The 25,295-nt window shown below is 62.3% G+C and carries 22 protein-coding genes; 13 read left to right on the forward strand and 9 right to left on the reverse strand.

The window, feature by feature from the left end; genetic code table 11:
• Positions 1–34: 34 nt before the first annotated feature.
• From HHL14_RS11605 to HHL14_RS11615, 3 genes are all read left to right on the forward strand, one after another.
• The gene (locus tag HHL14_RS11605) at positions 35–2,230 is read left to right on the forward strand and encodes an NHL repeat-containing protein (protein ID WP_169497929.1); all 2,196 of its coding nucleotides are present in this window, start codon (positions 35–37) and stop codon (positions 2,228–2,230) included.
• A gap of 106 nt (positions 2,231–2,336) precedes the next feature.
• Positions 2,337–2,594: a hypothetical protein gene (locus tag HHL14_RS11610; protein WP_169497749.1), complete on the forward strand. Its 258-nt coding sequence runs from the start codon at positions 2,337–2,339 to the stop codon at positions 2,592–2,594.
• A gap of 89 nt (positions 2,595–2,683) precedes the next feature.
• A complete protein-coding gene (locus HHL14_RS11615) occupies positions 2,684–3,283 on the forward strand; it encodes a LysE family translocator (protein WP_169497750.1) in 600 nt (199 codons plus the stop codon).
• A 52-nt stretch (positions 3,284–3,335) separates the two neighbouring features.
• On the opposite strand, the gene HHL14_RS11620 is transcribed toward HHL14_RS11615, so the two are convergent.
• The 5 genes from HHL14_RS11620 to HHL14_RS11640 form a co-directional block, all read right to left on the reverse strand.
• Positions 3,336–5,066 (reverse strand): FAD-dependent oxidoreductase, encoded by a 1,731-nt coding sequence (locus tag HHL14_RS11620; RefSeq protein WP_169497751.1) that lies wholly within the window; start codon positions 5,064–5,066, stop codon positions 3,336–3,338.
• Between the two features lie 181 nt (positions 5,067–5,247).
• On the reverse strand, positions 5,248–6,240 hold the full coding sequence (locus HHL14_RS11625) for a DedA family protein/thiosulfate sulfurtransferase GlpE (RefSeq protein WP_169497752.1): 993 nt from the start codon (positions 6,238–6,240) through the stop codon (positions 5,248–5,250).
• 490 nt (positions 6,241–6,730) lie between these two features.
• Positions 6,731–6,982, reverse strand: a complete 252-nt coding sequence (locus HHL14_RS11630) for a hypothetical protein (protein ID WP_008921056.1) — start codon at positions 6,980–6,982, stop codon at positions 6,731–6,733.
• Between the two features lie 254 nt (positions 6,983–7,236).
• Positions 7,237–7,842, reverse strand: a complete 606-nt coding sequence (locus HHL14_RS11635) for a DinB family protein (RefSeq protein WP_169497753.1) — start codon at positions 7,840–7,842, stop codon at positions 7,237–7,239.
• A 402-nt stretch (positions 7,843–8,244) separates the two neighbouring features.
• Entirely contained in the window at positions 8,245–8,808 is a 564-nt protein-coding gene (locus HHL14_RS11640; RefSeq protein ID WP_169497754.1) for a hypothetical protein, read from the reverse strand.
• Positions 8,809–9,692: 884 nt separating this feature from the next.
• Here HHL14_RS11640 and HHL14_RS11645 point away from each other — a divergent pair.
• Genes HHL14_RS11645 through HHL14_RS11655 form a run of 3 tightly spaced genes read left to right on the forward strand, consistent with a single transcriptional unit; the run spans position 9,693 to position 13,521 of the window.
• A complete protein-coding gene (locus tag HHL14_RS11645) occupies positions 9,693–11,285 on the forward strand; it encodes a hypothetical protein (protein ID WP_169497755.1) in 1,593 nt (530 codons plus the stop codon).
• 39 nt (positions 11,286–11,324) lie between these two features.
• Positions 11,325–12,800, forward strand: coding sequence for a S1 family peptidase (locus HHL14_RS11650; protein WP_169497756.1), 1,476 nt, complete (start codon positions 11,325–11,327; stop codon positions 12,798–12,800).
• A 10-nt stretch (positions 12,801–12,810) separates the two neighbouring features.
• Positions 12,811–13,521, forward strand: coding sequence for a TIGR02594 family protein (locus HHL14_RS11655; RefSeq protein WP_169497757.1), 711 nt, complete (start codon positions 12,811–12,813; stop codon positions 13,519–13,521).
• A 247-nt stretch (positions 13,522–13,768) separates the two neighbouring features.
• Here HHL14_RS11655 and HHL14_RS11660 read toward each other — a convergent pair whose 3' ends face one another.
• Together HHL14_RS11660 and HHL14_RS11665 are read right to left on the reverse strand one after the other, a co-directional pair.
• Positions 13,769–14,713 carry a hypothetical protein gene (locus HHL14_RS11660; protein ID WP_230412999.1) on the reverse strand — a complete coding sequence of 315 codons (945 nt, stop codon included), beginning with the start codon at positions 14,711–14,713 and terminating at the stop codon, positions 13,769–13,771.
• Between the two features lie 173 nt (positions 14,714–14,886).
• Positions 14,887–16,287 (reverse strand): GntP family permease, encoded by a 1,401-nt coding sequence (locus tag HHL14_RS11665; protein ID WP_169497758.1) that lies wholly within the window; start codon positions 16,285–16,287, stop codon positions 14,887–14,889.
• A 336-nt stretch (positions 16,288–16,623) separates the two neighbouring features.
• On the opposite strand from HHL14_RS11665, the gene HHL14_RS11670 reads away from it, so the two are divergent.
• Both HHL14_RS11670 and HHL14_RS11675 read left to right on the forward strand, forming a co-directional pair.
• A complete protein-coding gene (locus HHL14_RS11670; RefSeq protein WP_169497759.1) occupies positions 16,624–18,111 on the forward strand; it encodes a sigma-54 interaction domain-containing protein in 1,488 nt (495 codons plus the stop codon).
• Positions 18,112–18,221: 110 nt separating this feature from the next.
• Complete coding sequence (locus HHL14_RS11675; RefSeq protein ID WP_169497760.1) at positions 18,222–18,488, forward strand: hypothetical protein; 267 nt, start codon at positions 18,222–18,224, stop codon at positions 18,486–18,488.
• 450 nt (positions 18,489–18,938) lie between these two features.
• On the opposite strand, the gene HHL14_RS33575 is transcribed toward HHL14_RS11675, so the two are convergent.
• Complete coding sequence (locus tag HHL14_RS33575) at positions 18,939–19,073, reverse strand: hypothetical protein (protein ID WP_268966608.1); 135 nt, start codon at positions 19,071–19,073, stop codon at positions 18,939–18,941.
• Positions 19,074–19,100: 27 nt separating this feature from the next.
• On the opposite strand from HHL14_RS33575, the gene HHL14_RS11680 reads away from it, so the two are divergent.
• The 4 genes from HHL14_RS11680 (at position 19,101) to HHL14_RS11695 (ending at position 23,549) form a co-directional block, all read left to right on the forward strand.
• On the forward strand, positions 19,101–19,304 hold the full coding sequence (locus HHL14_RS11680; RefSeq protein ID WP_169497761.1) for a hypothetical protein: 204 nt from the start codon (positions 19,101–19,103) through the stop codon (positions 19,302–19,304).
• 121 nt (positions 19,305–19,425) lie between these two features.
• Positions 19,426–20,625 (forward strand): serine hydrolase domain-containing protein, encoded by a 1,200-nt coding sequence (locus tag HHL14_RS11685; RefSeq protein WP_169497762.1) that lies wholly within the window; start codon positions 19,426–19,428, stop codon positions 20,623–20,625.
• A 118-nt stretch (positions 20,626–20,743) separates the two neighbouring features.
• A complete protein-coding gene (locus tag HHL14_RS11690) occupies positions 20,744–21,043 on the forward strand; it encodes an H-NS histone family protein (RefSeq protein WP_169497763.1) in 300 nt (99 codons plus the stop codon).
• Between the two features lie 904 nt (positions 21,044–21,947).
• Positions 21,948–23,549, forward strand: a complete 1,602-nt coding sequence (locus HHL14_RS11695) for a peptide chain release factor 3 (protein ID WP_169497764.1) — start codon at positions 21,948–21,950, stop codon at positions 23,547–23,549.
• A 57-nt stretch (positions 23,550–23,606) separates the two neighbouring features.
• Here the strand turns inward: HHL14_RS11695 and HHL14_RS11700 are convergent, their stop codons facing one another.
• Entirely contained in the window at positions 23,607–24,617 is a 1,011-nt protein-coding gene (locus HHL14_RS11700) for a helix-turn-helix domain-containing protein (protein ID WP_169497765.1), read from the reverse strand.
• A gap of 131 nt (positions 24,618–24,748) precedes the next feature.
• On the opposite strand from HHL14_RS11700, the gene HHL14_RS11705 reads away from it, so the two are divergent.
• Positions 24,749–25,282 carry a 2,4'-dihydroxyacetophenone dioxygenase family protein gene (locus tag HHL14_RS11705; RefSeq protein WP_169497766.1) on the forward strand — a complete coding sequence of 178 codons (534 nt, stop codon included), beginning with the start codon at positions 24,749–24,751 and terminating at the stop codon, positions 25,280–25,282.
• The last annotated feature ends 13 nt before the right edge of the window (positions 25,283–25,295 follow it).

Consider the following 25,295-nt stretch of genomic DNA (forward strand, 5'->3'; position numbering starts at 1 on the left):
AGTACGACTGGACATGCCTCGCGCCTTGCAAGGAATGACCGACGTGAAGCTTTTATCTCGCCTTGGCGTGGCCGTGGTTCTCACCCACAGCCTGATCTCGCCGAATGCCATTGCGCAATCCCAACTGAATTACACGACGTCGTGGATCGGCAATAGTTTCGGATTTGGCGACGGCAAATGGATGCAGCAGGATATCCAGGCCATTAGCGTCGGCGCCGACGGCACCGTTTATACGAATGCGCCATGGGACGAAAGCGGCAGCGAAATTGCCGCCTATCGCGCGGGCGACAAACTCGCAGTGGCCGGCTCGACGCACGGCTGGGGCGCGACCGGCGGCGACGCGGTCGCGGTCAATCACACCTACCTGTATGCGGCGATGTCGATCGGCAACCAGAGCAACGCGCTGGTCGGCACCGACTATCCGCCGGCCAACCAGACCTGGTACGGCATCACGCGCCGCACGCTGGCGAATCTCGCGACCGGCGCGCCGTTTTCCGGCGGCATCGGCAACAGCGCGAATGCGACGAAGAACAGCTTCGTCGCGGTAGAGACCGTGACGACCGGCACCGACGCGAGCATTCGCGGCCTCGCCGCGACCGACACCGAACTCTACGTGGCCGACACTTACGGCAACCGCATCGTCGTGTATGACGCACAGTCGATGCAGCCGCTGCGTTCGTGGACCATGAACGCGCCGAGCCGCATCGCGATCGATACCGACTCGACGTTGTGGATTATCGGCGGCTTCGGCACGGCCAGCCCGAGCATCCTGCACTACGCCGCCGACGGAACCGCGCTCGCCGGTTCGCCCGCGCTGCCTGCCGACACCATGCCAGGTGACATCGCCGTGACGCCGTCGGGCCAGTTGCTGGTCGCCGACAACGGCGCGTCGCAGCAGATTCTGGTGTTCAACCGGGGCACGGGCGGCCAGTGGCAGGCCGGGACATCGATCGGCACGCGCAACGGCATTTTCCACACGGTGCGTGGCGTGCCCGACGACGTGCGCTTTAACGGCATCACCGGAATCGGCGTCGACGCGGCCGGCAATCTGTACGTCGCGCAGAACGGCGAGGGACCGCGCGCGCTGGGATCGGCGTCGGTCGGGCAGGGCGCGGTGCTCGAGAGCTACGTGTACGGCACGCGCGTGTTCAACTGGCGGCTCTACGGCCTCACGTTCGTCGATAGCGCGGCGTTCGATCCGGCCTCGCCCGTGTCCGTCTACACGGGCTCGAAGCGCTTCACGCTCGACTACAACCAGCCGGTCGGCCACGAGTGGACCTACGCGGCATTCACGCTCGATCGCTTCGACTATCCCGACGACCCCGCCTTTCACCAGCCGCGCGGCGTGCGCGGCGAGCCGATGGTGCGCCGCTTCGACGGCCAGCGCTTTCTGTACACGCTCGATCCCGGCGCGCACTACCTGAACGTCTATCGCTTCGACAGCGCGCACGGCGAGATCGCGATTCCGTCCGGGCTGCTCGCGCAGAATCCGCTGCCGGGCACGTGGCCTGCCGCGCAGCCCAGCTACGGCGAATGGTTGTGGCGCGACAGCAATGGCAACGGCACGGTCGACGCGAGCGAGATCAGCAGCAATCCGTCGACCGGCAGCACGGTCGGCAACGGCTTCTGGTGGGTCGACGAAGCGGGCAACGTGTGGCTCGCCACGCCGTTGAGCGGCATCCGCGAGATGCCGCGGCAGGGGCTCGACGCGGCCGGCAATCCGGTCTACACGTACGCGAGTTCGAAGATGTTCGCGATGCCCGCACCGTTCACGCGGCTCGCGCGGCTCGTCTATAGCGAGGCGACCGACACGATGTACCTGTCCGGCTTCACCAGCGCGATTCCGTGGGACGCGACGCACTGGAAGGAGGCGGGCCCGGTGCTGGCGCGCTACGACAACTGGAGCTCGGGCACGCCGAACCAGATCTACACGATCGCGCTGCCATGGAACACGCAAAGCGATCCGCAGACGACCACGGTCGGCGTCGCGGTGGCGGGCAACTACCTCTTCGTCGCCGAGCTGTACACCGACCGGATCGACGTGTACGACGCGCGCAACGGCAGCGCGGTCGGCTACATGACGCCGGGCGCGAGCGTCGGCAAGACGAGCGGCTGGGTCGACGTGTATCTCGGCATCAGCGCGGTGCAGCGCGACAACGGCGAGTACGTGGTGCTGGTCGAGGACGACGCGCGCGCGAAGATCCTGATGTATCGCTGGACGCCCGATTGATGTGGATCGCCCTCGCGCCGGCCCCGAATGGACGACGGCGCGCGATCGGTATATAACAACGTGACAGGGTCGTTTTACCGATGCATTCACAGGAGCGATGTTCGATATGACGCAAGACGTTTCCCCCAAGCCGCCCGCCGACGATCGTCCGGAGATCGAGCAGCTCGACGCGGCGCTCATGCATGTCGATCAGCAGGTGTCGTCGGGCGGCATTGCGTCGGGCGCGGCGAAGGGCATTGTGTATAGCCTGATCGAAACGCTCGGCGCGCTGGTCGGCGATCCCGATCTGCCGGAACATGCGCGTTCGGGTTACGAAGGACTGCTGGAGGCCGCGCGCGAGTTGCGCGCGAAACTGGACCACTAACGCAGCCTCTGCCGCGAGTCTGCAACGGCGCGAGGCTGGCGCCGTCTGTGATACAAAGCGCACTGTGTCATTCACTGTGCGCTTTTTTCATGCTCTCTGCGACCGAGATCGCGTTGCTGGCCGCGGGCATCGTCGTGGTGCTGGTGACGCCGGGTCCGACCAACACGCTATTGGCGGCGGCCGGCTTGCGCGACGGTTTGCACCGCGCGTTGCCGCTGATCGCCGCCGAACTGTCCGGCTACCTGATAGCGATCTCCGTATGGGGACGCTTTTTCGCGCATGCGGCGAACGCGTGGCCGTGGTTGCCGTCGCTGCTGCGCGCGGTGGCGGCGCTGTATATCGCGTGGCTGGCGGTCGGCATGTGGCGCGCGGCCGTCGTGCTGCCCGGCTCGACGCAGCGCGCCGGCAATCCGCGCACGCTGTTCGTCGCGACGCTGCTCAATCCGAAAGGGCTGCTGTTCGGCGGCACGATTTTTCCGGCCGCCGCGTTCATGCACTGGCCCGCTTATCTGTTCGCGATGCTGATCTTCGCGTGCCTCGCGGCGCCGATCGCGTTCGCGTGGATCGCGTTCGGCGCGGCGCTCGGCAGCGGCCGGCTCGGCTGGCTCGAACCGGCGAAGGTGCAGCGCGGCGCGTCGATCGTGCTCGGCGTGTTTTCGCTGTCGCTCGTGTGGGCGGCGTTGCATTGATCCGGCAACAGGCCGCGCGGAAAGCGCCGCCGCGCAAGCGCTCTACTCGAACTCACGCGCCCAGCGCCACGGCCTCCCCGCTCGACGCCGCCAGCAACTGATGAATCTGCGCGACCACGGCCGCGCCTTCGCCGACCGCCGCGGCCACCCGCTTGATCGATCCGGCGCGCGCATCGCCGATCGCATACACGCCTTCGACGGTGGTCGCGAGATCGCAGGCCGCGGCCGAGCCGTCGGCGGCGATGCCGGTCAGCACGAAGCCCTTCGGGTCGAGTTGCACGCCGCAGGTGCGCAGCCATTCGGTGTTCGGATCGGCGCCGGTGAACAGGAACAGATGCCGGGTCGCGAGTCGATCGACGCCATCGGGCAGCGGCTGTTTCAGCGCGACCGAAGCCAGCCCGTCTTCGTCGGCGTCGAGCCGGCCGATTTCCGAATGCGGATGCACGAACACGTTCGGCAGCGAGCGGATCCGGTCGATCAGATAGCGCGACATCGTCGCTTCGAAGCCGCTACGGCGGATCAGCACGTGAACCCTCGCCGCGTGCGTCGCCAGATAAACGATCGCCTGGCCGGCCGAATTGCCGCCGCCCACCAGCACGACCTCCTGGCGCTTGCACAGCTTCGCTTCGACCGGCGACGCCCAGTAGTAGACGCCGCGGCCGTCGAAGCGCTCGAGCCCGTCGAGCGCGGGCCGTCGATACACGGCGCCGCTCGCGATCACGATCGCCCGCGCGCTGATATGGCCGCCGCATTTCAGCTCCAGCCGGTACGGCGACTGCGCGCATTGCAGCGACTTCACGTTGACCGGAATCGCGACGTGCGCGCCGAATTTCTGCGCCTGCACGAACGCGCGGCCGGCGAGCGCCTGGCCGGAGATGCCGGTCGGAAAGCCGAGGTAGTTTTCGATCCGCGAGCTCGCGCCCGCCTGGCCGCCCGGCGCGCGGCTGTCGAGCACGATCACCGACAGCCCCTCGGACGCCGCGTACACGGCGGCGGCCAGACCCGCCGGCCCCGCGCCGACGATCGCGACGTCGTACACGTACGCGGCGTCGAGATCGGGCAGCAGGCCGAGGCAGGTCGCGAGTTCGGGCATGCTCGGATGACGCAGCACCGAGCCGTCCGGGCAGATCACGAGCGGCATGTCCTCGCGCTGCGCGCCGAATTGCTCGATCAGGCGCAGCGCGTCTTCGTCGCGTTCGTCGATCACCGAATGCGGATGGCCGTTGCGCGACAGGAAGCCTTGCAGCATCACGAGCCGCGCGTCGAAGCTGTTGCCGATCAGGATCGGGCCGCCCGCGCCCTTTTCGATCAGCGACACGCGCCGCAGGATCAGTGCGCGCATGATGCGTTCGCCGAGTTCCGCTTCGGCGACGATCAGTGCGCGCAGCCGCTCGGGCGGAATCAGCAGCGCTTCGACCGCGCCGATCGCCAGACCGTTGACCAGCGCTGGGCGTCCCGACAGTTGCCCGACCTCGGCCAGAAAATGCCCGGCGCCATGCTCGCCGATCACGACTTCGCGGCCGATGCCGTCGCGCTGATAGACCTTCACGCGTCCTTCGAGCAGCACGAACATGCCGGGACCGGTGTGGCCGGTCTCGAACAGCAGATCGCCGGACTTCCAGTGACCGATCTCGCCGAAGCGGCGCAGCCGGTCGATCTCCGCGCAGGTGAGCGTGGGAAACATCTGATGCATGCGCGTCGACAGCGACGAAAACGGCGCGTCGGCGACGACTCCCTGCTGTCCTTCCACCTCTTGAGTCGAAACGTCCTGAGTCGAAAGCATTGAACCGCTCCTTCGATGTTCATTGCACGATTGAACGGGAGGCGCAGCCGGGCAGCGGAACTGCCCGCGCCGCGTGTTTCAGGTGGTGCTTCTGGCGGGGCCGCGGCCCGCCGCTGGTTGCCGGTTGCCGAGCACTGGCTATTGGCCATTGGCCGTCGGCGATCTTCTCGCCGAGCTCGCGTTAGACGGCCTTGGGCGCGACGTCGTCGACCCTGACTTCGGGCGGCGGATGGTCGGGCAGCGTGTCGACCGGCTTGCCCGAGTCGCGCCAGGCTTCCATGCCGCCGCGCAACGGCAGCACGTCGGAGAAACCGGCCTCGCTCAACTGCTTGGCCATCCATGCCGCGGAAATCTCGTTCGGACACGAACAGTAGATCACCAGTTTCTGATCGTGCGGATAGGCGGCGACGATGCCGTCGAGCTGCCGTTCGTCGGCGAATTGCGCGCCGGGAATCACGAACGGATCGAGCTTGCGCTTCTCCTCCGAACGGATGTCGAACACGACCGGCGCGCGGCCGGTCGCGTACAGCTTCGAGAGTTCGTCGACCTCGATGCGCGCCGACGCGAGCTTCGCGATCAACTGACGACGCCGGACCCACCGGTACGCCGCATACAGCACCAGCAACGCGCCGACGACGAGCGCGGCGGTGCGGCCGAGCCGGCCGGCGATCGCGAACAGCATGTCGATCTGCCGCGCGAACAGCGCACCGATGATGAGCCCGGTGCCGGACCACAGCGCGGCGCCGACGCCGTCGTAGGTGAGGAAGGTGCGGTAGCGGGTGCCCATCGCGCCGGCCATCGGGATCGACACGATCGACAGGCCCGGGACGAACTTCGCGACCGCCAGCACGCGCACGCCCCAGCGGCCGAAAAAGCGCTCGGTCTTTTTTACACAGGTGTCACGCGACAGCGACAGCCGGCAGATCGTCTTCAGCGTATTGCCGCCGTAGATGCGGCCGGCGAGATACCACGCGCTGTCGCCGAGCAGCGTCGCGAAGATCGACAGCACGAGGACCGGCAGCAGTTGCGTGCCGACCGAACCGGGGTGCATCGCGGCCATGGCGCCGAACAGTACGAGCGACGGCATGGCCGGCACCGGCAAGCCGAGCGAAGCGGCCAGCACGTTCACGAAGACGAGCGCTGGCCCATATTGCTCGACGAGGTCATGTAGCATCGGTTTACATCCGCGGCCCTTGCGGGCGCAGCGCGGTAAGGAGTGCAAAGGGGAATGCAAGGATTATGGACAGTATTTTCAAGACGTGCAAAACGGCTCGAAAATCGGCCCGCTATGTGGCGGGGGTTGGGGTGTTATCGGCGGGTCGTTCGGGCGGGATCGGGCTGGAGGTGGCTTGGGTTCGCGATGTGGCTTGAGTGTGGGCTGAGAAGGCCGATGCACCAACCGCGCGCGGCGGCGCGCCGCGCTGGGCGCGAACTCGATCGCGGCTGGGCGTGGTGCGGCGTGTGCTAAAACTCGTAGGAAAACGCGGATCGGCGCCGCAGGTAAAGCGAAGAAAGAACGAAAAGCGCAACGGCGTGCGCCGACGAGGCCAATGCGAACCTTGCCGCGCATCCGCGGCGACGCGGGACGGAGGAGGGAGAGAAACCGGCACGACGCGCGGCGCGCACGCTTTCGCGTTGCGCCGCGTGGCGGCCGCTACTGACAATTACTGACGATGATTGTGCTGCTCGCCCGGCAATTCGGCGCCGTGCGCGCGGATCGCGGCAATCAGTTCGGCAGGCGTGATTTCGTAGCGCACTTCGCGATGAATGCCCGGCTTGCGCTCATCGACTTCGATCAGCAGGATGCCTTTGCCGTCTTCGGTCGATTCGAGGCGCAGCGAGCGGAGTTCGCGCGCCGTTGCGTCGTCGTATTCGGTGAGCAGGGCCATTGACCCGGAAGACCCGGTAATGCGCATCGAAGTAGTCCTTGTTACGTTGTTGATCGAACCATTGTACGGGTAGGACGGCATGCCGTCTGGCGTATGCCATTTCTACCTGTGGCCTTGCCTGTACGTTGCCCCGCGTGCCGTCGGGTGAAGCTCGAGTGACGCGCTTCGCCGGGCGGGATGCTCAGTTTAACGCGACTGCCCGCCGCTACGGATGCATTTTTCGTGCCCCTTCGCGCCGCGTCGCCCGCTTCCCGTTGTCATGCTGCTGACGCACGGCCGGGTTAGGGCCGCGGTGGCTCGGCGGCGCCTGTGTGCGTCTGTAGGCGCTCCAGTTCATGCAGCTCGGCGGCGCGCAACGGAGCGTCGCCGTCGAGGAAAAATTCGTCCAGTTGCGGCGGCGCGGCCGTGGTGTCGCTGAGCATGGCGTGGGCCTGCCCGCGATGATGGATCTGGTGGACGAACAGATGCGCGAGCACCGCGCCGACGCTTTCATGGTGGATGCCCACAGCCGGCCCGCGATCGATCCGCACGCCGCGCCGCAGATCGTCGCCGTCGAGCGCCGCGCAGAAGGCGAGCAGCTGACGGTCGCTCCGCGCCTGCGCATCCCACAGGTCGGCTGCGCGCGGATAGGGCAATTCGTTATCGAAAATGGTGAGGCCGGCGCCGCCGTCGATCAGCGCGTCGAAGTAGTAACGGTCGATCAGCAGGAGGTGGTTCAACGTGAGCTGCAGCGATGGGAAAAAACTCACCCGGCGCGCGGCGAAGGCGTCGTCGGTGAGGGTCAGGCAGGCGCGGTACAGCCGCAGGTTCGACCACGCGTTATTGCGTGCCATCGCGGTGAAGTGCGCGGCGAGCGGATCGGCGTGAGGTGGGGTGACCAGGCGCATGGCGGCCTCCGGTAGGCGGGCGTGGGGGATGGGCGGGTCTCAGTGTGAGCGGGTGCGCCGGGCGCGGCAAGTCGCGGTCGATGGCTCCCGTATTCCTCACCTTTCGTGCGGACTGTTTGCTGGGCTGGTGAGGGCGACGTACGGCGTCCTGCGATCCAAAAAAAAGCCCGTCCGGAATGGGACGGGCCTTTAAACGCCGTTGTTACTCGGGTCAGCCGCCCTCGCAACGATTGGGTGCTGACGGTTTCTATCGTCATGCGCGGCGAGCGCGTTGTCGAGGTGGGACTAATGCGGATCTGTCAGAACAAAGAGGGCGGATTTGGCTGCGCCGGTAAAGCACGAGCTTTTATATTGGGTCCCCAATTTCAGTGGGGGCGATATCGCCGTCATGACGGTGAGCCCTCACTCTTGCAAGGCAGCCGAGAATTCGTTTGCCGCCGCGCGGGTAATCCATTTGTTCAGTTCTCCGCTCTTGATCGGCCCATGATGCTGCGTCGTAAATCGCAGCAGTCGGGCGCAGTATTCGATGGCGAACGGATGATTGCTTTTGGTGACCTCTCGAAACCTCGTGCAGTCGTCGGCTCCTGCGACTTCGATGGTCAAGTTTCGGAGCGACGCATCGAAATTCATCGAGTCGCCGGAGACCTGGAAGGCTCCCGCTTCCATCGTGCACGGCTTGTCAGAGGCGGGATTGGTGATATCCACGCCCTCGTTCCAGTTCCAGGAGCTTTCGAAGCCCGCTAATACACGCAGCACTTCCAGCATGACCGCTTTGCGATAGATGAGGTTGTCCGCCGGATAGGGGCCGAGCTGGTCGGCAACCCAGGAGTAAATTTCGTTGGTTGGGCGCGGCTGGAATATTTCGTCCGCGGCAGTTTTTCCCCAACTGACCAGTGCATTCAAAAAATCTGTTGGTGCGACTCCACGGTTGTACACCGGCTTCTTGTACGCCTGGAACTGCGACATTGGGCATCTCCTCGAGTAAGAGAACCGCGGGTTGAAAAGAATGTTCAACAGGGAGCTGCGACCATGCATTCGGGGATGCGGCATGGAGCGTAAGACATCAAACGATGTTATGTATCGGTAAAAACCGGTCGATAACAATCATAAAAAATATTCACATTAGAGCGATCGGACGGTTCTCATGCTATGCGCGGGTGAATAAGCTGAGCCGTAGTGTTCTTCAATCGAAGTGAAAATATTCCGCTGAGCGATAACATATTGATTGCGAGATTACAGCAAGCTGGTTTATTGCGCTATCTGTCTATCGGAGCGTTTACGGATCTGAAAGTATGGGTGGCAGATTAATATAACTTCCATGGGAAACTCTCTCATATCCGGATGCGCTTGACTAGTTGTTCCTCTATTCCCAGGTAAAAGCCCTGGTCGATAGTGAGCAGTGGTGAAATGTTAAAACTTCTTGTTTGCCGGAAAATGCATGCTAATGTACAGGCATGCTCACGCTCCGGACGGGGAGGCTGCCACGGGCAGGGGGCGCGGAGAATTCCAGTCATTCCAGTTTTCAGTTTCAGAGTGCTCTGCTCGGCATGATGTTGAGTCCATTTTTCTCGTGAGTTTCTATGGGGTAAACATCGCGAGATGCGAAATATCGGCCAATCATCGGTTTTAAGGATCTGCTGTTTTATTCGTTATGCATTAAGTGGAAATGCCGGGCGGGGATGGTCATTGAGTGGATAAATGTTTTAGGTGAATGGTCTGAAAATATTCGTTTTTGGATGTCATGACAGAAATATTTTCCATTGTCATGGAATACTGATTTTTCGTTTTTCCGGAGAATAAAGAAGAAGAGGTACTAATAAAGAATAGCGCCAGACGCTGAGGGGACCTATATGAATAAGCGTGCATTTTGCATCGTCGTGTCGTGTGGGCTGCTGGCCGGTTGTGCATCATCGACGTTCATCGGCTACACGGATACCGGTTGTTCGCAGCCGCAGTTGAACGCGGTCGATGTCCGTTCTCAGGCGCACAGCGAAACGGACCTGAGCCTGCTGTTGTTCGACGACGATTCTGTCCGACCTATGGACGCCCAATCGAAGTCGGACGCGCTCGCGTATATCAGCAGCCATGGCGGTTCTATGTCACTTGGCGCCGGATACGGCGAAGGTATCCAATCCGCATCTGCCGCGGATATTCAGCTTGGCCGCAAGCTGATGTCTGAACAGAGGTCTAGACAGACGTCTATACAGAGTGAGGACGACGCGAAGAAGGCGCTCGCGGAATTCGGTTTGAATATCCCTGTTTCAACTTTCGAGGCACTGGAAAGCGCATCTGAGCCGACTGCCGATATCTGTGCGAATACGGAACTCGTCTCGCCAGAAACCGCGCAGGTGCGGGCCGATGAGGCAAGTGCCTTTGTTGCGAGTATCGGGCAGCGGCAATTGGGTCTGGAGCCGGCCGCGATGTCGAATGGACAACAACAGATTGAACTGGGCAAATTTTCGCGAGCTGACAGGAATGTAGTGCACGAAGCGCTGCGATTACATTCAACCGCGGCGTTTTGCGCGATGGCGCAGGATCGCGTGGGCAAGATGGCCCGAGTTTTTACTCACCAAATCAACGTGCAGAACAACGTGCAGAGCGATGCGGAGCTATCCGCCTTCGGTGCCCAGGTCAAGGCGGCGCGATCCGCTTTGGACGCGGCCACATTTCTGGTTGTTTACGAGTCGGCATATTTTCGGAACGGGCATGTGGTCTCCGCATCGGTGGATACGCAGGCTATGGCCACGCAGCTTGTAAAAGATCTGCCCAAAGATATTCAGAGCGTGCTTGACCAGAACACGGCAGAGAAAAATGCGCTGATCAGCACGATTGACTCGAAACTGCAGAGCCTTTGCCAGCAGAAAACGGGAGATTCAAAATCCGTCTGTCTGCTGACGGGATCGCTGGGCGCAACGAGCTTTGTTTCCAGATCGGGGCAATCCATCCAGTTTTCGGGTGTCAGCGTTTCCGTCGGTGAGAAAGGTGAATTGCGACCGAATTTCGAGTATCCGAAGGTGGCGAGCTTCGCGCCACAGATAGTGAGAGTTTTTGTCGAAGCGTTATTTGACGCGTCTGCGCCGCTTGTTCCGGCAGTCGCGACATCCACGGCCTGTACTAACCACCTCTATCCCGCATCTCAGTGCCTTGCTGCCGTAACGGCGGCTGATCTCGCCAAGCCGGGGTCGGTCGCATGGACAATAGGTCGAATCGATACCCACGCTGCAACGGCGGACGCGTTTGCCACCTCTCTGACTGCATCTGCCATCAGAGGCGCCAATATCGCCGCATTGAACAACGAAGCGCTTGCCGATTCGATCGCGGCCCTCGCTGGTGTCACGATGCGAAAAACCGTCGAAAAAGTCGAATGGAGTCGCTCGGCTGCGGATCAACCCGGCGGCGCGTGTTCGAGAAAGAGCTTTCTGGCGACAGACATTCGGGATTAGTAGGCCTGCATAGAGCATTATTCGAAAACGAGGGAAAAAATGCCAGCTCGTGGATCTATATCGATCTCGCTTGTCATTTTTCTCGGCACCGGGATACCGACTCCGTCTGCATTCGCGCAGACAGACATTGCCGTGCGCGACAAAGCTTCGATTCTCCGCATAACGTGTTCATGGGATCAAGGTGAAAAAGTGAGTATGGGAACGGGAATCGTCGTGAGCGATTCGGGACTCGTGCTGACGGCCGCGCATGTCATTCCCGATATCGCCGCAACCGAACCCCTGCTTTGCTATGGCTACCCTGGCGGCTTTAGCGACTCCGCATTCAAGCTCGTTCGAACATCGAATGTCGACCGTGGTGCAACCGTCGACATCGGGTATTTGCAGGCCGAAAATCCGACGGGCCTGAAGAAGATAGGTCTCGATTCAAAATCTCCTGTCGAGACCCAGGCGGACATTATTGTTGCCGGTAGCAGGCGCGACTCTCAGGTCGCTTACTATCACGGAACGATTGCAACGGCGCCACAGTTGAACAAGGTTGTCGACACCGACGTCGATATATGGCCGGGGTTTAGCGGGGGGCCCGTCTATCTCAAGGCGACCCGGCAAATCATAGGCTTTGTGCACTCGGGTATTCCCAATTCGGAATTCAAGGAAAAGAACGGGCTCGCGGGCGAGGAAATGGGCCACGCCCGGGTCATCATGTTCAAATCCGTCGCGGCGAAAATAAATAGCATCATTGCGGAGAACGAGAAACGTCGCTTCTCTCCGTCCGAGACCAATTTGAGGCTGACCCTGCTTTCCATGACAAACGGATCTATCGAGGCCGGGTCAACCACGATGCAGACGCTGGATTTCAGCGATATCACCGATGCGACCGCGAAAGCGCTTGTCTCGCAAGATGTTCGCTTCGATGCGGAGGGCAAGTCGAGTGGCGCTAATGCAAAGAACGGCGCGGGCGTGCTCTACAAGACATGGTTCGATTCTTCGAAAATGCGATGGCCGGAGGAACAAAAATCCACGGGCGTTGAAGATCGAAAACTGATCGATGGATACGCCGGTTGGATGAATTCTGACAGTTACAAACAAACCAAATACTGGAATGAACCTGAATCCCACTCGAAAATCGCCGCGCCTGTCTGGAACGAAAATTTCGACTGGAATTCGGTGATTCCAGGTGCGAAGGCACTTGCGGCTCCCGTGCCGAGTGTCAACTGGATGAAGTCCGCTATGACGCCTCGCCATCTGAGCCAGGTGGAGATTGGTTATTCCATTTCGCTTGGTCATGTTGGTAACACGACATTGCCTGTCAAAGCTTTTGCCGCCGAACCCGGATACAAGATCACGAGCTTCCAGATCGTCACCAGCGCAGCGAATGGAATCGTGGCGAATGCTCCAATCCTGGGCGAGGACGCCAAATCAATCACCCAGACATATAAAGTCGATTTGCCCGCAGTCAAAGGAAATCCTCGAGCGTTTTTCGGGACGCTGATCACCATCCAAAAACCGGCTGAATAAAGGGGGAATCATGAACCGGCGTGATTTTTTCGGACACTCCGCAGCGATCTCCGTCTCACTCGCGATGACGGCACCACGCGCCATTGCGGCAGTTCAGCCCGATCCTGTTTTACAGGGGGATATTGACTACTACGATACGGGCGACTCGTTACCTCATGACATTCCCTTCGGTACGAATCCCGCGCTCGATGAAGAACGGAAACTTGCCCAGCAGATTCTCGAGGCAGCACCGAGAACGGGATCGCTTCAGGACATCGAATACTATTTCATGAATCTTACCGTGCGGAATAAGGATGGCGAGCTCTACAGCTCGCAGTGGAAGGATCGATGGAATCCGGTCATCGTGCAGTTTTTTAGCTCGACCGCCAGCACCGCACATAACGACCTCGTTCCATGGTGCGCAGCATTTCAGAACTGGTGCCTCGACAGACTGGGATATAAAGGGACCAACAGTGCGTCGTCGGGATCGTTCAGAAAATACGGAATCAAGGTAACCGATCCCCAGCCTGGTGACTTCGTCGTGTTTCAGGACAAAGATCCCGATGCGGCCAAACAGGGACATGGACACGTCGCTCTGTTTCTATATCGGGACCATGACCGGTTGTTCGTGCTCGGCGGAAACCAGCACGCCGGAAAACACTTTACGTCCGTCAACGTTTCTCACTTTCCACTGGTTGGCTACATGCCGATAGACAGCTACCGGAGGCCGGTGAAGAAGTGAGTGGTTCGCGTGGAATGCCTGCCATGTGGGCCAGTCGGTCTACTCGTAAAGTCGATATGTGCTCCACCGTCGCGACGAGATATTTACTGGGCGATATGCGGGTGTGACGGTGCCTGCCAAGCCGGAGAATATTCTCTTGATTCCGAAATTGCGTGGCGTTCTCGCTTTTCTCTGCCTTTTGATCGCTGGTTGTACGTCAGTACCTACTAAACCGGCTGCAGCAAAAAATCAGCAGTAGAAGCGACGACTATTCGCACTTTTCTCCGAGTGCGACGAGCTTCTCGCAAACAGCGCGTCCCCAGCGGGCAAGATCGAAATTACGCGGATCGTCGTGACCATCGGCTATACCGCGGTCGATGGCGACGTGGTATGCGGGCACAAGCCACTGCCGCGCGCGTGAGCTGGCGTCCAGGTAAGCCAGAGCAAGCCGGTCATATTGCGCATCGGTGAAGCCGGGCGTTTGTGCGATCCGGTCATTTCGACAATCGCCTTTCCCGTTTAATGGCGATTCTCCGGGACGCAGATCGACCGCTCGCAGCTGGACATTCTCTACATGCAGGAAAATGCCGCGCGCGCGTTGGCCGACAACGTGCTCCAACTTTGTCGCTCTCCATGGCACCGAAAAATCACGCCCTTGTGGGCGGATCGATTTACCGTCGCGCGTGATAAATAGATGCGCCTCTTCGCTGTCTTGCCATCGTTGCTTGAGATTCGAGGACGCAGACGGAGAGTCGGATCCGGAAAATTTCCCGGTCTGCGTGCACACGTTAAGACTCGTGTCGTGAATAACGAAGTATCTAGCCGCAGGATGACCGTTCGCCAAGGAGTGGGAAACAGGTTGATCGAGCGGGCCACCGATGTCGTTTTCGCTTATTCCGTGAGCGTGGAGATAAGATCGAAACTTTTCCGTGTCCAGGGTGAATTCCCGAGTCATGAGCGACTCGAGTGGCGCGGGTAACGATGCGCCTCTGGCAGGGGCCTGGTGATCGTTTTCGTCCGGTTGCAGAAGGCATTTCGCCTGTTCGAGGCGCGTGCCCGAGAATTGGAGTGTCGAGCTATCGAAACCGCATCCGGTCGCCCCCGTTGCGAGGGTGGGGACGGCGGCGGTCGTCAGGGCTACCAGGGTAAAACGCCGGATTAACTGGGGTAAATGCGCCGCGTTGTGGGCATGCGGTTGTCGGGAATTGGACATGCGTGCCTCCGGTCTTTGTTATTGGCCGGACAAGTATGCATGACTGAAAAAACGTTGCGTCAACTTTTCGGAGTTGCCGGCATCGTTTATTTTTCTCAAAGAGGGTCCTTTGCGATCTTTCACGCATAGGGGCACGGAGGCCCCTATGCATGGGTATTTCGCAACTCAAGTCCTCAAACCACGCCCGTCACGTAATACACCGCGATCACGAAAAACACCGCCATCGTCTTGATGACCGTCACCGCGAAGATGTCGCGATACGACTGCCGATGCGTGAGGCCCGTCACCGCCAGCAGTGTAATCACCGCGCCGTTGTGCGGCAGCGTGTCCATCCCGCCGCTCGCCATCGCGACCACGCGATGCAGCACTTCGAGCGGAATGTGCGCGGCTTCCGCGCCCTTGATGAACAGATCCGACATCGCCGCGAGCGCGATGCTCATGCCGCCCGACGCCGAACCCGTGATGCCCGCGAGCGTGCTGACCGAGACCGCCGCGTTGACGAGCGGATTCGGAATGCTCTTCAGCGCGTTGCTGACCACGAGAAAGCCCGGCAGCGCGGCGATCACGCCGCCGAAGCCGTATTCCGACGCGGTATTCAGCGACGCCAGCAGCGCGCCCGCCACCGCCGCCTTGGTGCCGACCGCGAAGCGCGTGCTGACACGGCGGAACGCGGTCGCCACGACCATCACGATGCCGAGCAGCAGCGCGCCCTGCACGGCCCAGATTGCGACCACGGTCTTGACGGTCGTTTCGACCGGCGCGTGCAGGCCCGGCAGGATGTCGGGCGTGATCGTGAAGGTCGGGCCGTACCAGTTCGGAATCCAGCGCGTCAGCAGAAAGTTCGCGACGCCGACCACGATCAGCGGCGCGACCGCCAGCAGCGGATGCGGCAGTTGCTGCGACTCGACGCGCTCCGGTTCGTTGACGAGCTCGGTGCCGTAGCCCTCGCCGCTTGCCATCGCGGCGCGCCGGCGCCATTCCAGATAGCTCAGGCCGACCACGATGATGAACACCGAGCCGATCACGCCCAGCGTCGGTGCGGCCCATGACGTGGTCTTGAAGAACGTGGTCGGGATGATGTTCTGGATCTGCGGCGTGCCGGGCAGCGAGTCCATCGTGAACGAGAACGCGCCGAGCGCGATCGCGCCGGGCATCAGCCGCTTCGGAATATTGCTCTGGCGATACAGCTCGGCCGCGAACGGATAGACCGCGAACACCACCACGAACAGCGACACGCCGCCGTACGTGAGCAGCGCGCACACCGCGACGATCACCGCATTCGCGCGCGAGCGGCCGATATAACGGATCGCGGCCGCGACGATCGACTCGGAGAAGCCCGATAGTTCGATGACCTTACCGAATACGGCGCCGAGCAGGAACACCGGGAAGTACAGCTTCACGAAGCCGACCATCTTGTCCATGAAGATGCTCGTGAAAACCGGCGCGACCGCGGCGGGTTCCGTGAGCAGGACGGCGGCGAGCGCCGCGATCGGCGCGAACAGGATGACGCTGTAGCCGCGATACGCGGCAAACATCAGAAACGCCAGCGCGGCGAGGACGATGAGAAAGGACATTGAGTCTCCAAAACCTGGTTGTTCTACCTATTTGCCGTCCAGGCATGCGACGACGCGGCGCGGACAAAATGCAGATTCCATGCCACGTCGACGGCGCGGTCGGCAAAGCGCGGCGGCCTGGGCCTCGGCCGCCCGTGGTGCTGAAAAGCAGCGCGGCCGATTGTACCCAAACGTCTCCAGAACGGGACTTTCTTGCGTGGAAGTCGGGCTAAAACCAGGGTAAGTATCGAGAAATAAAGCGCGGCGGAAGGCTTGTCGGTGGTCTCAATTTAGAGATAAATTCGTCCATTGATGGAGACTGCGATAATCACAACGATAAGCGGAGACAGCGACAGAATGATGACCGACTGGGCGGGCTTGCCCGCCATCTATGGCGACGTGCTGCGTCGCGCGATGGATTCGCTGTTTCGCACCTTCGAAAACTTCAGCGAAGGCACGTTCATCGTCGATGCGGACGCGCGCGTCGTGTGGATCAACAAGCGCTACGCGGCACGCTTCGGTTTCGCGGATCCGCAGCAGGCAATCGGCCGCGACTGCGAGGCGGTGATTCCGAACAGCCTGATGCGCGAGGTCGTGACCACCGGCAGGCCGATTCTGCTCGACATCATGGAGACCGACCGCGAGCCGCTCGTCGTCACGCGTCTGCCGTTAAAGGACGATGCCGGCGCGACGATCGGCGCGGTCGGCTTCGCGCTTTACGACGAACTGAAGGCGCTGACGCCGCTGTTTGCGCAGTACTCGCGGCTTCAGCAGGAGCTGATCGCTGCGCGCCAGTCGCTCGCGCAGGCGCGCCGCGCGCGCTACACGTTCGGCAGTTTCGTCGGCACCAGCGCGGCGGCGCTCGAAGTGAAGCGTCAGGCGCGCCGCGCCGCGCAACTCGAAGCGCCGGTGCTGCTGCTCGGCGAATCCGGCACCGGCAAGGAGCTGCTCGCGCACGCGATCCACGCAAGCTCGGCGCGCGCGCGGGAGCCCCTCGTAAGCGTCAACGTCGCGGCGATTCCCGAGGCGCAGCTCGAAGTCGAATTCTTCGGCGCCGCGCCCGGCGCGCATCCTGAGGTGCATTCCGGCGCGGATCGCAAAGGCCGCGTCGGCAAGTTCGAACTCGCCAACGGCGGCACGCTGTTTCTCGACGAAATCGGCGATATGCCGCTGCCGTTGCAGGGCAAGCTGCTGCGCGTGCTGCAGGACACGGAGTTCGAGCCGCTCGGCTCGAACTGGATCGTGCGTGCGGATGTGCGGATCATCGCCGCAACCTCGGCCGATCTGCCGGCGCTAGTGGCCGCCGGGCGATTTCGCGCGGACCTGTTTTATCGGCTCAACGTGCTGACGATCCGCGCGCCCGCGTTGCGCGAGCGTGCGTCCGACATCGAGGCGCTCGCTTACGCGATGCTGGAGGAGCTGGCCGTGCAGACACGCGGCGGCGCTCACTTCGAGTTGCACGACGATGCGTTGCAGCTGCTGTGCGCGTACGACTGGCCGGGCAACGTGCGCGAGTTGCGCAACACGCTGGAGCGCGCGGTGATGCTGTCCGACAGCGAGCGCATCGACGCGCGGGCGCTCGCGCCGTTTATCGGCTCGGGGCAGGGCGGCGGACTGGCGGCGACGCAAGCCCGGACACTCGGGCAGCCACCGGCGAGCGTGGGCGTGGATGTCGCCGCCGCCGAACCCGCGTCGTGGAGCGACGCGATGGCCGCCTACGAAAAGTGCTTCCTCAGCGACGCGTTGCGCGCCAACGGCGGCCGCGTGATTGACACTGCGAAACAGATCGGCATGGGCCGCGCGACGCTGTACAAGAAGATCGCCGCGCACGGTATCGAGGTGTGAGCCGCCCCCGGCCGCCGGCCCGGTCCGGCCGTGCCGTCCCGATCGACGCAGTACAGGTGTCGCGTGGCACAATCGCGGGATCGAACAACAAGACGTGTCCGGGGCTTTCAATGAAACGCAGTCTTTCCTTCTTCGCGCGCCGCTCGAGCCTGCTCGTTGCCACCGGCGCGGTCGTCGCGCTCGGCGGCTGCAGCAGCAGCGCGCCGTTGTTCCTGTCGGACGGCCGCGCGACCACGCTCGTGCAATGCCCGGTCGGCTCCGACTCCTGCTCGCAGCAGGCCACCGCCAGTTGCAATGGCGGCTACGACGTCGTGCGCCAGTCCAGCGAAAGCGGCACGCTGAGCCTGATCTACGCGTGCCGCGCAGCCGCGAAGTAAGCCGGTCCTGAGCGCGTTCCGAAGAGGTTCCGGACGCGTTCGCCCATGCACTCAAGCCGTGCCCTGCCGGCATCGCGCTCTTTTCGCCATTCGAGCCCCTTCCCATTTGCGCTAACGCAAATGACGCAATGACGTGCCGACGCGGCGACTTCCAATCGTCCAAATCGTCCCAATCGACCGCCCCACGCTAATCTGGCTAATTAGCCGTTCGTGTCATTCCAATAAGCACATGGCTGTCATAAATGCCTGCGCGTAATGTGCGTCCGCCAGATCGGTTAGCATGCAGATTGGTTAAGGCGGGATCTATTCGTAAGCCGAAAGCACGTTCGATTCATTTTTCCCGACAGATGAATAATCGGTATCCATTTTTACGTTATGCGAAGTCGGTGCGCCAGCTAACGGAACGCGAAGTTTGGACGCGGTACTCTTTTCAAAACGTTGGAGACTTGACTACGGCAAGCAGATCTTGCCGGTTTTTCCGGTGCGGGGGATGTCCCAGAAAGGTTTTTCCGCTCCCGGCAGGCGTTGCATCGGCTTACCCAGGCCGGTGTGCTTGCCGTGCTTTCGATTTTTTTGCTTCGACATTAATTCAATAGAATCCCGGGGAAAGCAATGAATCATCAGCAGCTCGAAAAAGATATTCAGCACCTGGAGCAGGTCATTTCCCATATTTCGGCTGAAGACCGGATTCCGCTATCTTATTGGCGTAGCCGCATCGAACTGGTTTCGGACGCGGTTATCGTTCCGGCGCAGGTGACTCGCGTCAAACGGCTGGATGCCGCGCTGTGCGCATTGGAAAAACGGCAGAAAGCCTAATATCGGTATTAAATCCCGGCAATAAGAAAAATTGTCGCGTACGCTTCGTCGGTCGGATTCGGGTTGGGCGGTATCCGAATCCCGCGCTCCGGCGATTTGCCTTCACCGACACAGGACCAACATGCAGAGAGCAGGATTTGCCGCGAGCCGGCTGGCCGCGTTGACCAACGTGATGCAGGGCTACGTGGAGCGGGGAGACGTCGCGGGCGTGGTGTCGCTGATATGGCGGCGCGGCGAGATCGGCTACTTCGAGCCGCTCGGCCTGCGCGACGAGGCCAGCCAATTGCCGATGGAGCGCGACACGCTGTTTCGCATCGCGTCGATGACCAAGCCGGTCACGAGCGCCGCGATCATGATGCTGATCGAGGAAGACCGCCTCGCGCTCGACACCCCCATCTCGCTGTGGCTACCCGAATTCGCGGCGCCGCGCGTGCTGCGCGACCCGACCGGCTCGCTCGACGACACCGACCCGATCCGCGCGCCGCTGACCGTGCTCGACCTGCTCACGCATCGCGCGGGTTTCGCGTATCACTTCACGGCGACCGGGCCGCTTGCCGAAGCGTACGCGGCCGCCTTCAACGGCTTCGAGGCGACCGGCGACACCAGCGCGTGGCTCGCGCGCATTGCCGCGTTGCCGCTGATGTTCCAGCCGGGCACGCGCTGGCACTACGGCGTCGCGACCGACGTACTTGGCGTACTGATCGAACGCGTGAGCGGCATGCCGCTCGGCGAGTTTTTCCGTACGCGCATTTTCGAGCCGCTCGGCATGCGCGACACCGCGTTCTGGGTGCCCGACACGCAACTCGCGCGTCTGGCCGCCGCCTACAACGTCGATCCCGGCACGCGGCGGCGCGTGGTCGAGGATCATCCGGCGACCAGCCGCTGGGCCAATCCGCGGCGTTTCCAGAGCGGCGGCGGCGGCCTCGTGTCGACCGCCGAGGACTATCTGCAATTCGCGCAGCTGCTGCTCGGACGCGGGCGGGTCGGCGCGACGCGTCTGCTGTCGCATCGCTCGGTCGACCTGATGCGCAGCAATTTCCTGAGCCGCGATCAGCGCCGCCTGCCCGCTTTCGGCCACGTGATCTGGGCCGGTCAGGGCTTCGGCCTGGGATTGTCGATCGTCGACGATCCGGCGCAGCAGCTGCCGCTCGGCTATCGCTCGCTCGGCTCGTTCGGCTGGCCGGGCGCGTACGGCACGAGCTGGTTCGCCGACCCGGTCGAGAACCTGATCGGCGTGATGCTGATCCAGCGCCGCTCGATCGACCCGTTCCCGATGACCATCGACTTCGAACGCCGCGTCTACGATGCGATCGACGACTGAGCGCATGCGCCGCGCATGCACTTGGTCGCGCGATTCACTATCCTGTGAATTATTCGTCTGATAGTGTCCGCACTGCAGTTCATGGCAGTTCGTCCAAACCGATGGGGGAGCAACCGGCATGGCCTCTTATAAACAGTTGACTGCGCAACTCGAAAAACTCCACAAGGAAGTCGCTGTGGCCCGCGAGAAGGAAATCGCGCAGGCAATCGCCGATATCAAAGAAAAGATCGCCGAATACGATCTGACCGCCGAGGAACTCGGCTTCACGAGCGCCTCGCCGAAGCCGCGTCGCAAGGCGGCGTCGACGTCGGTCGCGAAATACCGCAATCCGAAGACCGGCGAGACGTGGAGCGGGCGCGGCCGCTCGCCGACGTGGCTGGCGGGGAAGAATCGGGAGCGTTTTCTGATCGAAGGCTGAGCGGGGCGGCGCCGGTGAGCGTCCGCCACGGACCGGGCGCGCCCCGAGTGCCCTTGAGGACCGCGAGAGCTCGTTGGACCGGCAGGCTCGCCGAGGCCCGCGCCGGCGTGACGCGTCGTCGCGCGATGTCGGTTGCGTTTCCCCGCCGGCCGTTAAGCCATCAAGCCGTCTCTCACGGCGGAATTCCCTGACGTGATGCGCCGTCCGGCCTTTGCCGCACCGTTACGCGAGTCCCGAAAACGCTCACCTTTGGATCGCGCGCCGACCCGCGACGCAACGTTTGCGGTCGTAGGCGAATGTCGTCGGGTTGCTTCGGTGAGCCAGGTTTTATCCTGCGACGCACCGCCGCGCGAGTGGCATGCCGCGAGTTCGCGCGGTTGCGCGCGCGTTGGCTGAAACCCGCGTCAGCCTTTGCCGGCGGGTGTTTCCAGGCGTCGAGCGGCGCCGGGACCGGTCGTTACGCCGGGTTTGGGCAGCTCCTTTCCCGCGCACGCTTTTGAGCCCCGCTTGCGAGAGCCGGTGCGCGCACGCGCTTCGCGCGCCTCACCTTTCGGCGCGTACCACGGCTCAGCGCCGCAACTCCCGAAAACGCTCACCTTTGGCCGCGAGCGTCCGCCGGCTGGGCGGGACCGTCGCTGGGGAGCCGGACCAAACGCGCTTTCTCGGGCTGTCGGCGGCCCGGACGTGTATCATTCGCACCTTGCGCTGTTCTGCGCTGGCGATTCCCGTGCTGTCGACCCGAGGGTCGTGACCCCGTCCGCAAGCCGTGTTCGACGCGGCGAGCGTGTCGGTCGATCCGCCCCGCGCCCGACTTCCGCAGCCCGACGCCGCGCCCCGCGCGGCACCCCGGCCTCCCGAGGCCGCCGGGAATTGCCCGAACCCCTTTCCGTGACCGCCAGACCCGATGTCAGTCTCCGAACTCAAACGCCGCCGCACCTTCGCGGTCATTTCCCACCCGGACGCGGGTAAGACCACGCTCACCGAAAAACTGCTGCTGTTCTCGGGCGCGATCCAGATCGCCGGTACCGTCAAGGGCCGCAAGAGCAATCGCTACGCGACCTCCGACTGGATGGAGATCGAAAAGCAGCGCGGCATTTCGGTCGCGAGCTCGGTGATGCAGTTCGAGTACGGCGACTGCGTGATCAACCTGCTCGACACGCCGGGCCACGAAGACTTCTCCGAAGACACCTATCGCGTGCTGACCGCGGTCGACGCCGCCGTGATGGTGATCGACGGCGCGAACGGCGTCGAAGCGCAGACGCTGAAGCTGCTCGAAGTCTGCCGCAGCCGCAAGACGCCGATCGTGACCTTCATCAACAAGCTCGACCGCGAAGTGCGCGAGCCGCTCGAACTGCTCGACGAGATCGAGCAGCACCTCGGCGTGTCGGCCGTGCCGTTCACGTGGCCGATCGGCATGGGCAAGGAGTTCCAGGGCGTCTACGACGTCCAGCACGATCAGGTGCGCGTGTTCCGCGCCGGTCAGGACACAGCCGGCGGCGCGGTGGAAACGCTGCAGGCGCTGAGCAACGAAGACGGCGAGAGCCGCTTCGGCCACGCCTGGGTGCGCGCGAAGGAAGAGATCGATCTGATCAGCGGCGCGACGCCCGCATTCGACCGCGAGCAGTTCCTCGCCGGTCAGCAGTCGCCGGTGCTGTTCGGCTCGGCGATCAACAACTTCGGCGTGAAGGAAATTCTCGACGCGCTGGTCGACCTCGCGCCGCCGCCATCGATGCGCATGACGGTGCAGCGTCCGGTGCTGCCGGAAGAGTCGAAGTTCACCGGCGTCGTGTTCAAGGTGCAGGCGAACATGGACCTTGCGCACCGCGACCGCGTCGCGTTCATTCGCGTGTGCTCGGGACGTTTCGAGCGCGGCATGGCGGTGAAAGTCACGCGCTCGAACAAGTCGTTCCGCGCGAACAACGTGGTGACGTTCCTGTCGCAGCGCCGCGAGACGGTGAGCGAGGCGTATCCGGGCGACATCATCGGGATTCCGAATCATGGCACGCTGAGCCTCGGCGATACGCTGACCGAAGGCGAGCAGCTGCAATTCGTCGGCCTGCCGTTCTTCGCGCCGGAAATTTTCCAGACCGTCGAAGTGGTCGATCCGATGCGCGCGAAGCAGCTCGGCGAAGCGCTGAAGCAGCTGGGCGAAGAGGGCGCGATTCAGGTGTTCCGTCCGGAAGCGGGCGGCCTGATGATTCTCGGCGCGGTCGGGCAACTGCAATTCGAAGTGGTGTCGCACCGTCTGTCGACCGAGTACAAGGTCGACGTGCGGATGGCGCCGGCGCGTTATCGCCTGTCGCGCTGGGTGACCTGCGACGACCCGGCCGAGCTGCGCCGTTTCACCGATTCGTACTCGGCACGGATCGCGCTCGATGCGTCCGATGCGCCGACCTATCTGGCCTCGCACGTGTCCGAAATCGAAGTCGCGCAGAAGGCGTGGCCGAAGATCGTGTTCAACGAGTTGCGCGAGCACTCGGGGGCGCCGTTCAGGAAGACGATGTAACGCGGGGACGGACTCGACCGCGCTGTTGTGACGTCATTGGCGGCGTCACAACAGTCGTCAGCAATTCGCCGTTCCTGTTTGCAACTGGGCTTTGCAGGAGCCCGCAGCTATTTCACGCAACGCGTTGGGCGACGCGCCGAAGCGATCCCGAATCGCACGACTGAAGTGAGCCTGACTCGAGAAACCCCAGCGAAAGCCGATTTCGCTGACGGTAGTCTTCGCGAGCATCGGGTCCATGAGATCCGCGTGAGCGTGCGACGCGCGTTTCGACCAGATATAGGCCGAGATAGATTGATCTTCGGCCGCGAACATCCTGTTCAGATGCCGCAGCGAAATGCCGGCAGCGTCTGCCACGGACTGCGGCGTCAACTCCGGATCACCTAGCCGCTGCGCGATATATTGGCGTGCCGTGAGCAGATATGACATCGATGAACGCGAATGGCGCTCGCCATGAATCTCGCAATCGATCATAGCCTCGAGCAACGCGCCGGCGTGATCGACGAGCGCACCCAGGTCGGCCTTGACCGGATCTTTAAAAAAAACGTCAAGCGTGGAGCGCAGTGTCGCTCCGAGCATCGCGCCGGTGCCGACGTGACGCGTGAGCTTGAGCGGCGCTCCTGACAGATCGATACCGAAGCGTTCGGCGAACGCGCTGACCGGTATATCGATCAGAAACTGACGCATCTCGCTGAGAAAGCCAAACAGATACGGATAGCGCGTGTCGTAGACGATCGTCTCGCCGGTGTCGATCAGGGTGCAGCGTTCGTTCTGAATGAAGTACGCCGAGCCGTGCACGATCTGGCACGCGAACACGGAGTCTTTCGGATATTGCCGAACGAGCGCGGGACTGCGCTCGATGATGTGATCGTTGCCCATGATGTCGGCGAGGCACAGATCCTTCAGCACGATATTGGTCGTGGTGGCTTGCAGACCGCGTTGCGAGAGCGATGAGCAACGCAGCCCGACCAGTGCGGTCGCGTTATACGCGTCCCAGTACTCGAGGCGCTGTGCGACAGGAACGTTGGCTGTCGATCCCTGAGTGCGCGAAAAAATGGTCGATGTGCTCAAGTTGTCCCCTCACACGCGCGCGTTTGAGTCCGATGTCCTGTCTGGTCAATCTTTCCGTCCCGCCCGGTCAAACCTCGTGTGCTGAATCTGGCTAGAGTCACCTCCAGATCATTCAACAACGAGGAGACACCATGGTAGACAAGGCCAATTCCGAGTTCTGGCAAAGCATCGCACCCATCGCCAACCCGTTTAAACCGGATGCATTGCCCGAGGCGTATATCCAGAACGCGCCGAGCGACGATGAGCGACTTTATGTGCCATTTACCGAGACGGTTTCGTCGCGTCCGCTGTGGATCTCGCCGACGCAGAATAAATGGTGCGACATATTAATGGCCAGGCGTGCAGGCCTGGTCAATAGGCATTACCACCCACATGAGGTCTTTGCGTACACGATCTCGGGCAAATGGGGCTATCTGGAACATGAGTGGACCGCCACCAAGGGCGACTTTGTCTACGAGACGCCCGGCGAAGGCCACACGCTCGTGGCATTCGACCACCCGGAGCCGATGCGCGTGTTCTTTATCGTGACTGGCCCGTTAGTCTGGCTCGACGAAAAAGGCGAGCCGGATGGCTACTTCGACGTGCATTCGTACATCGCGATGTGCAAGGCGCACTACGAGAAGGTCGGCCTCGGCGCGCAAGCGATCGAAAAACTGTTTCGCTAACGAGCGCGTCCCT

This window comes from Paraburkholderia antibiotica, assembly GCF_012927125.1.
Taxonomy (GTDB): domain Bacteria; phylum Pseudomonadota; class Gammaproteobacteria; order Burkholderiales; family Burkholderiaceae; genus Paraburkholderia; species Paraburkholderia antibiotica.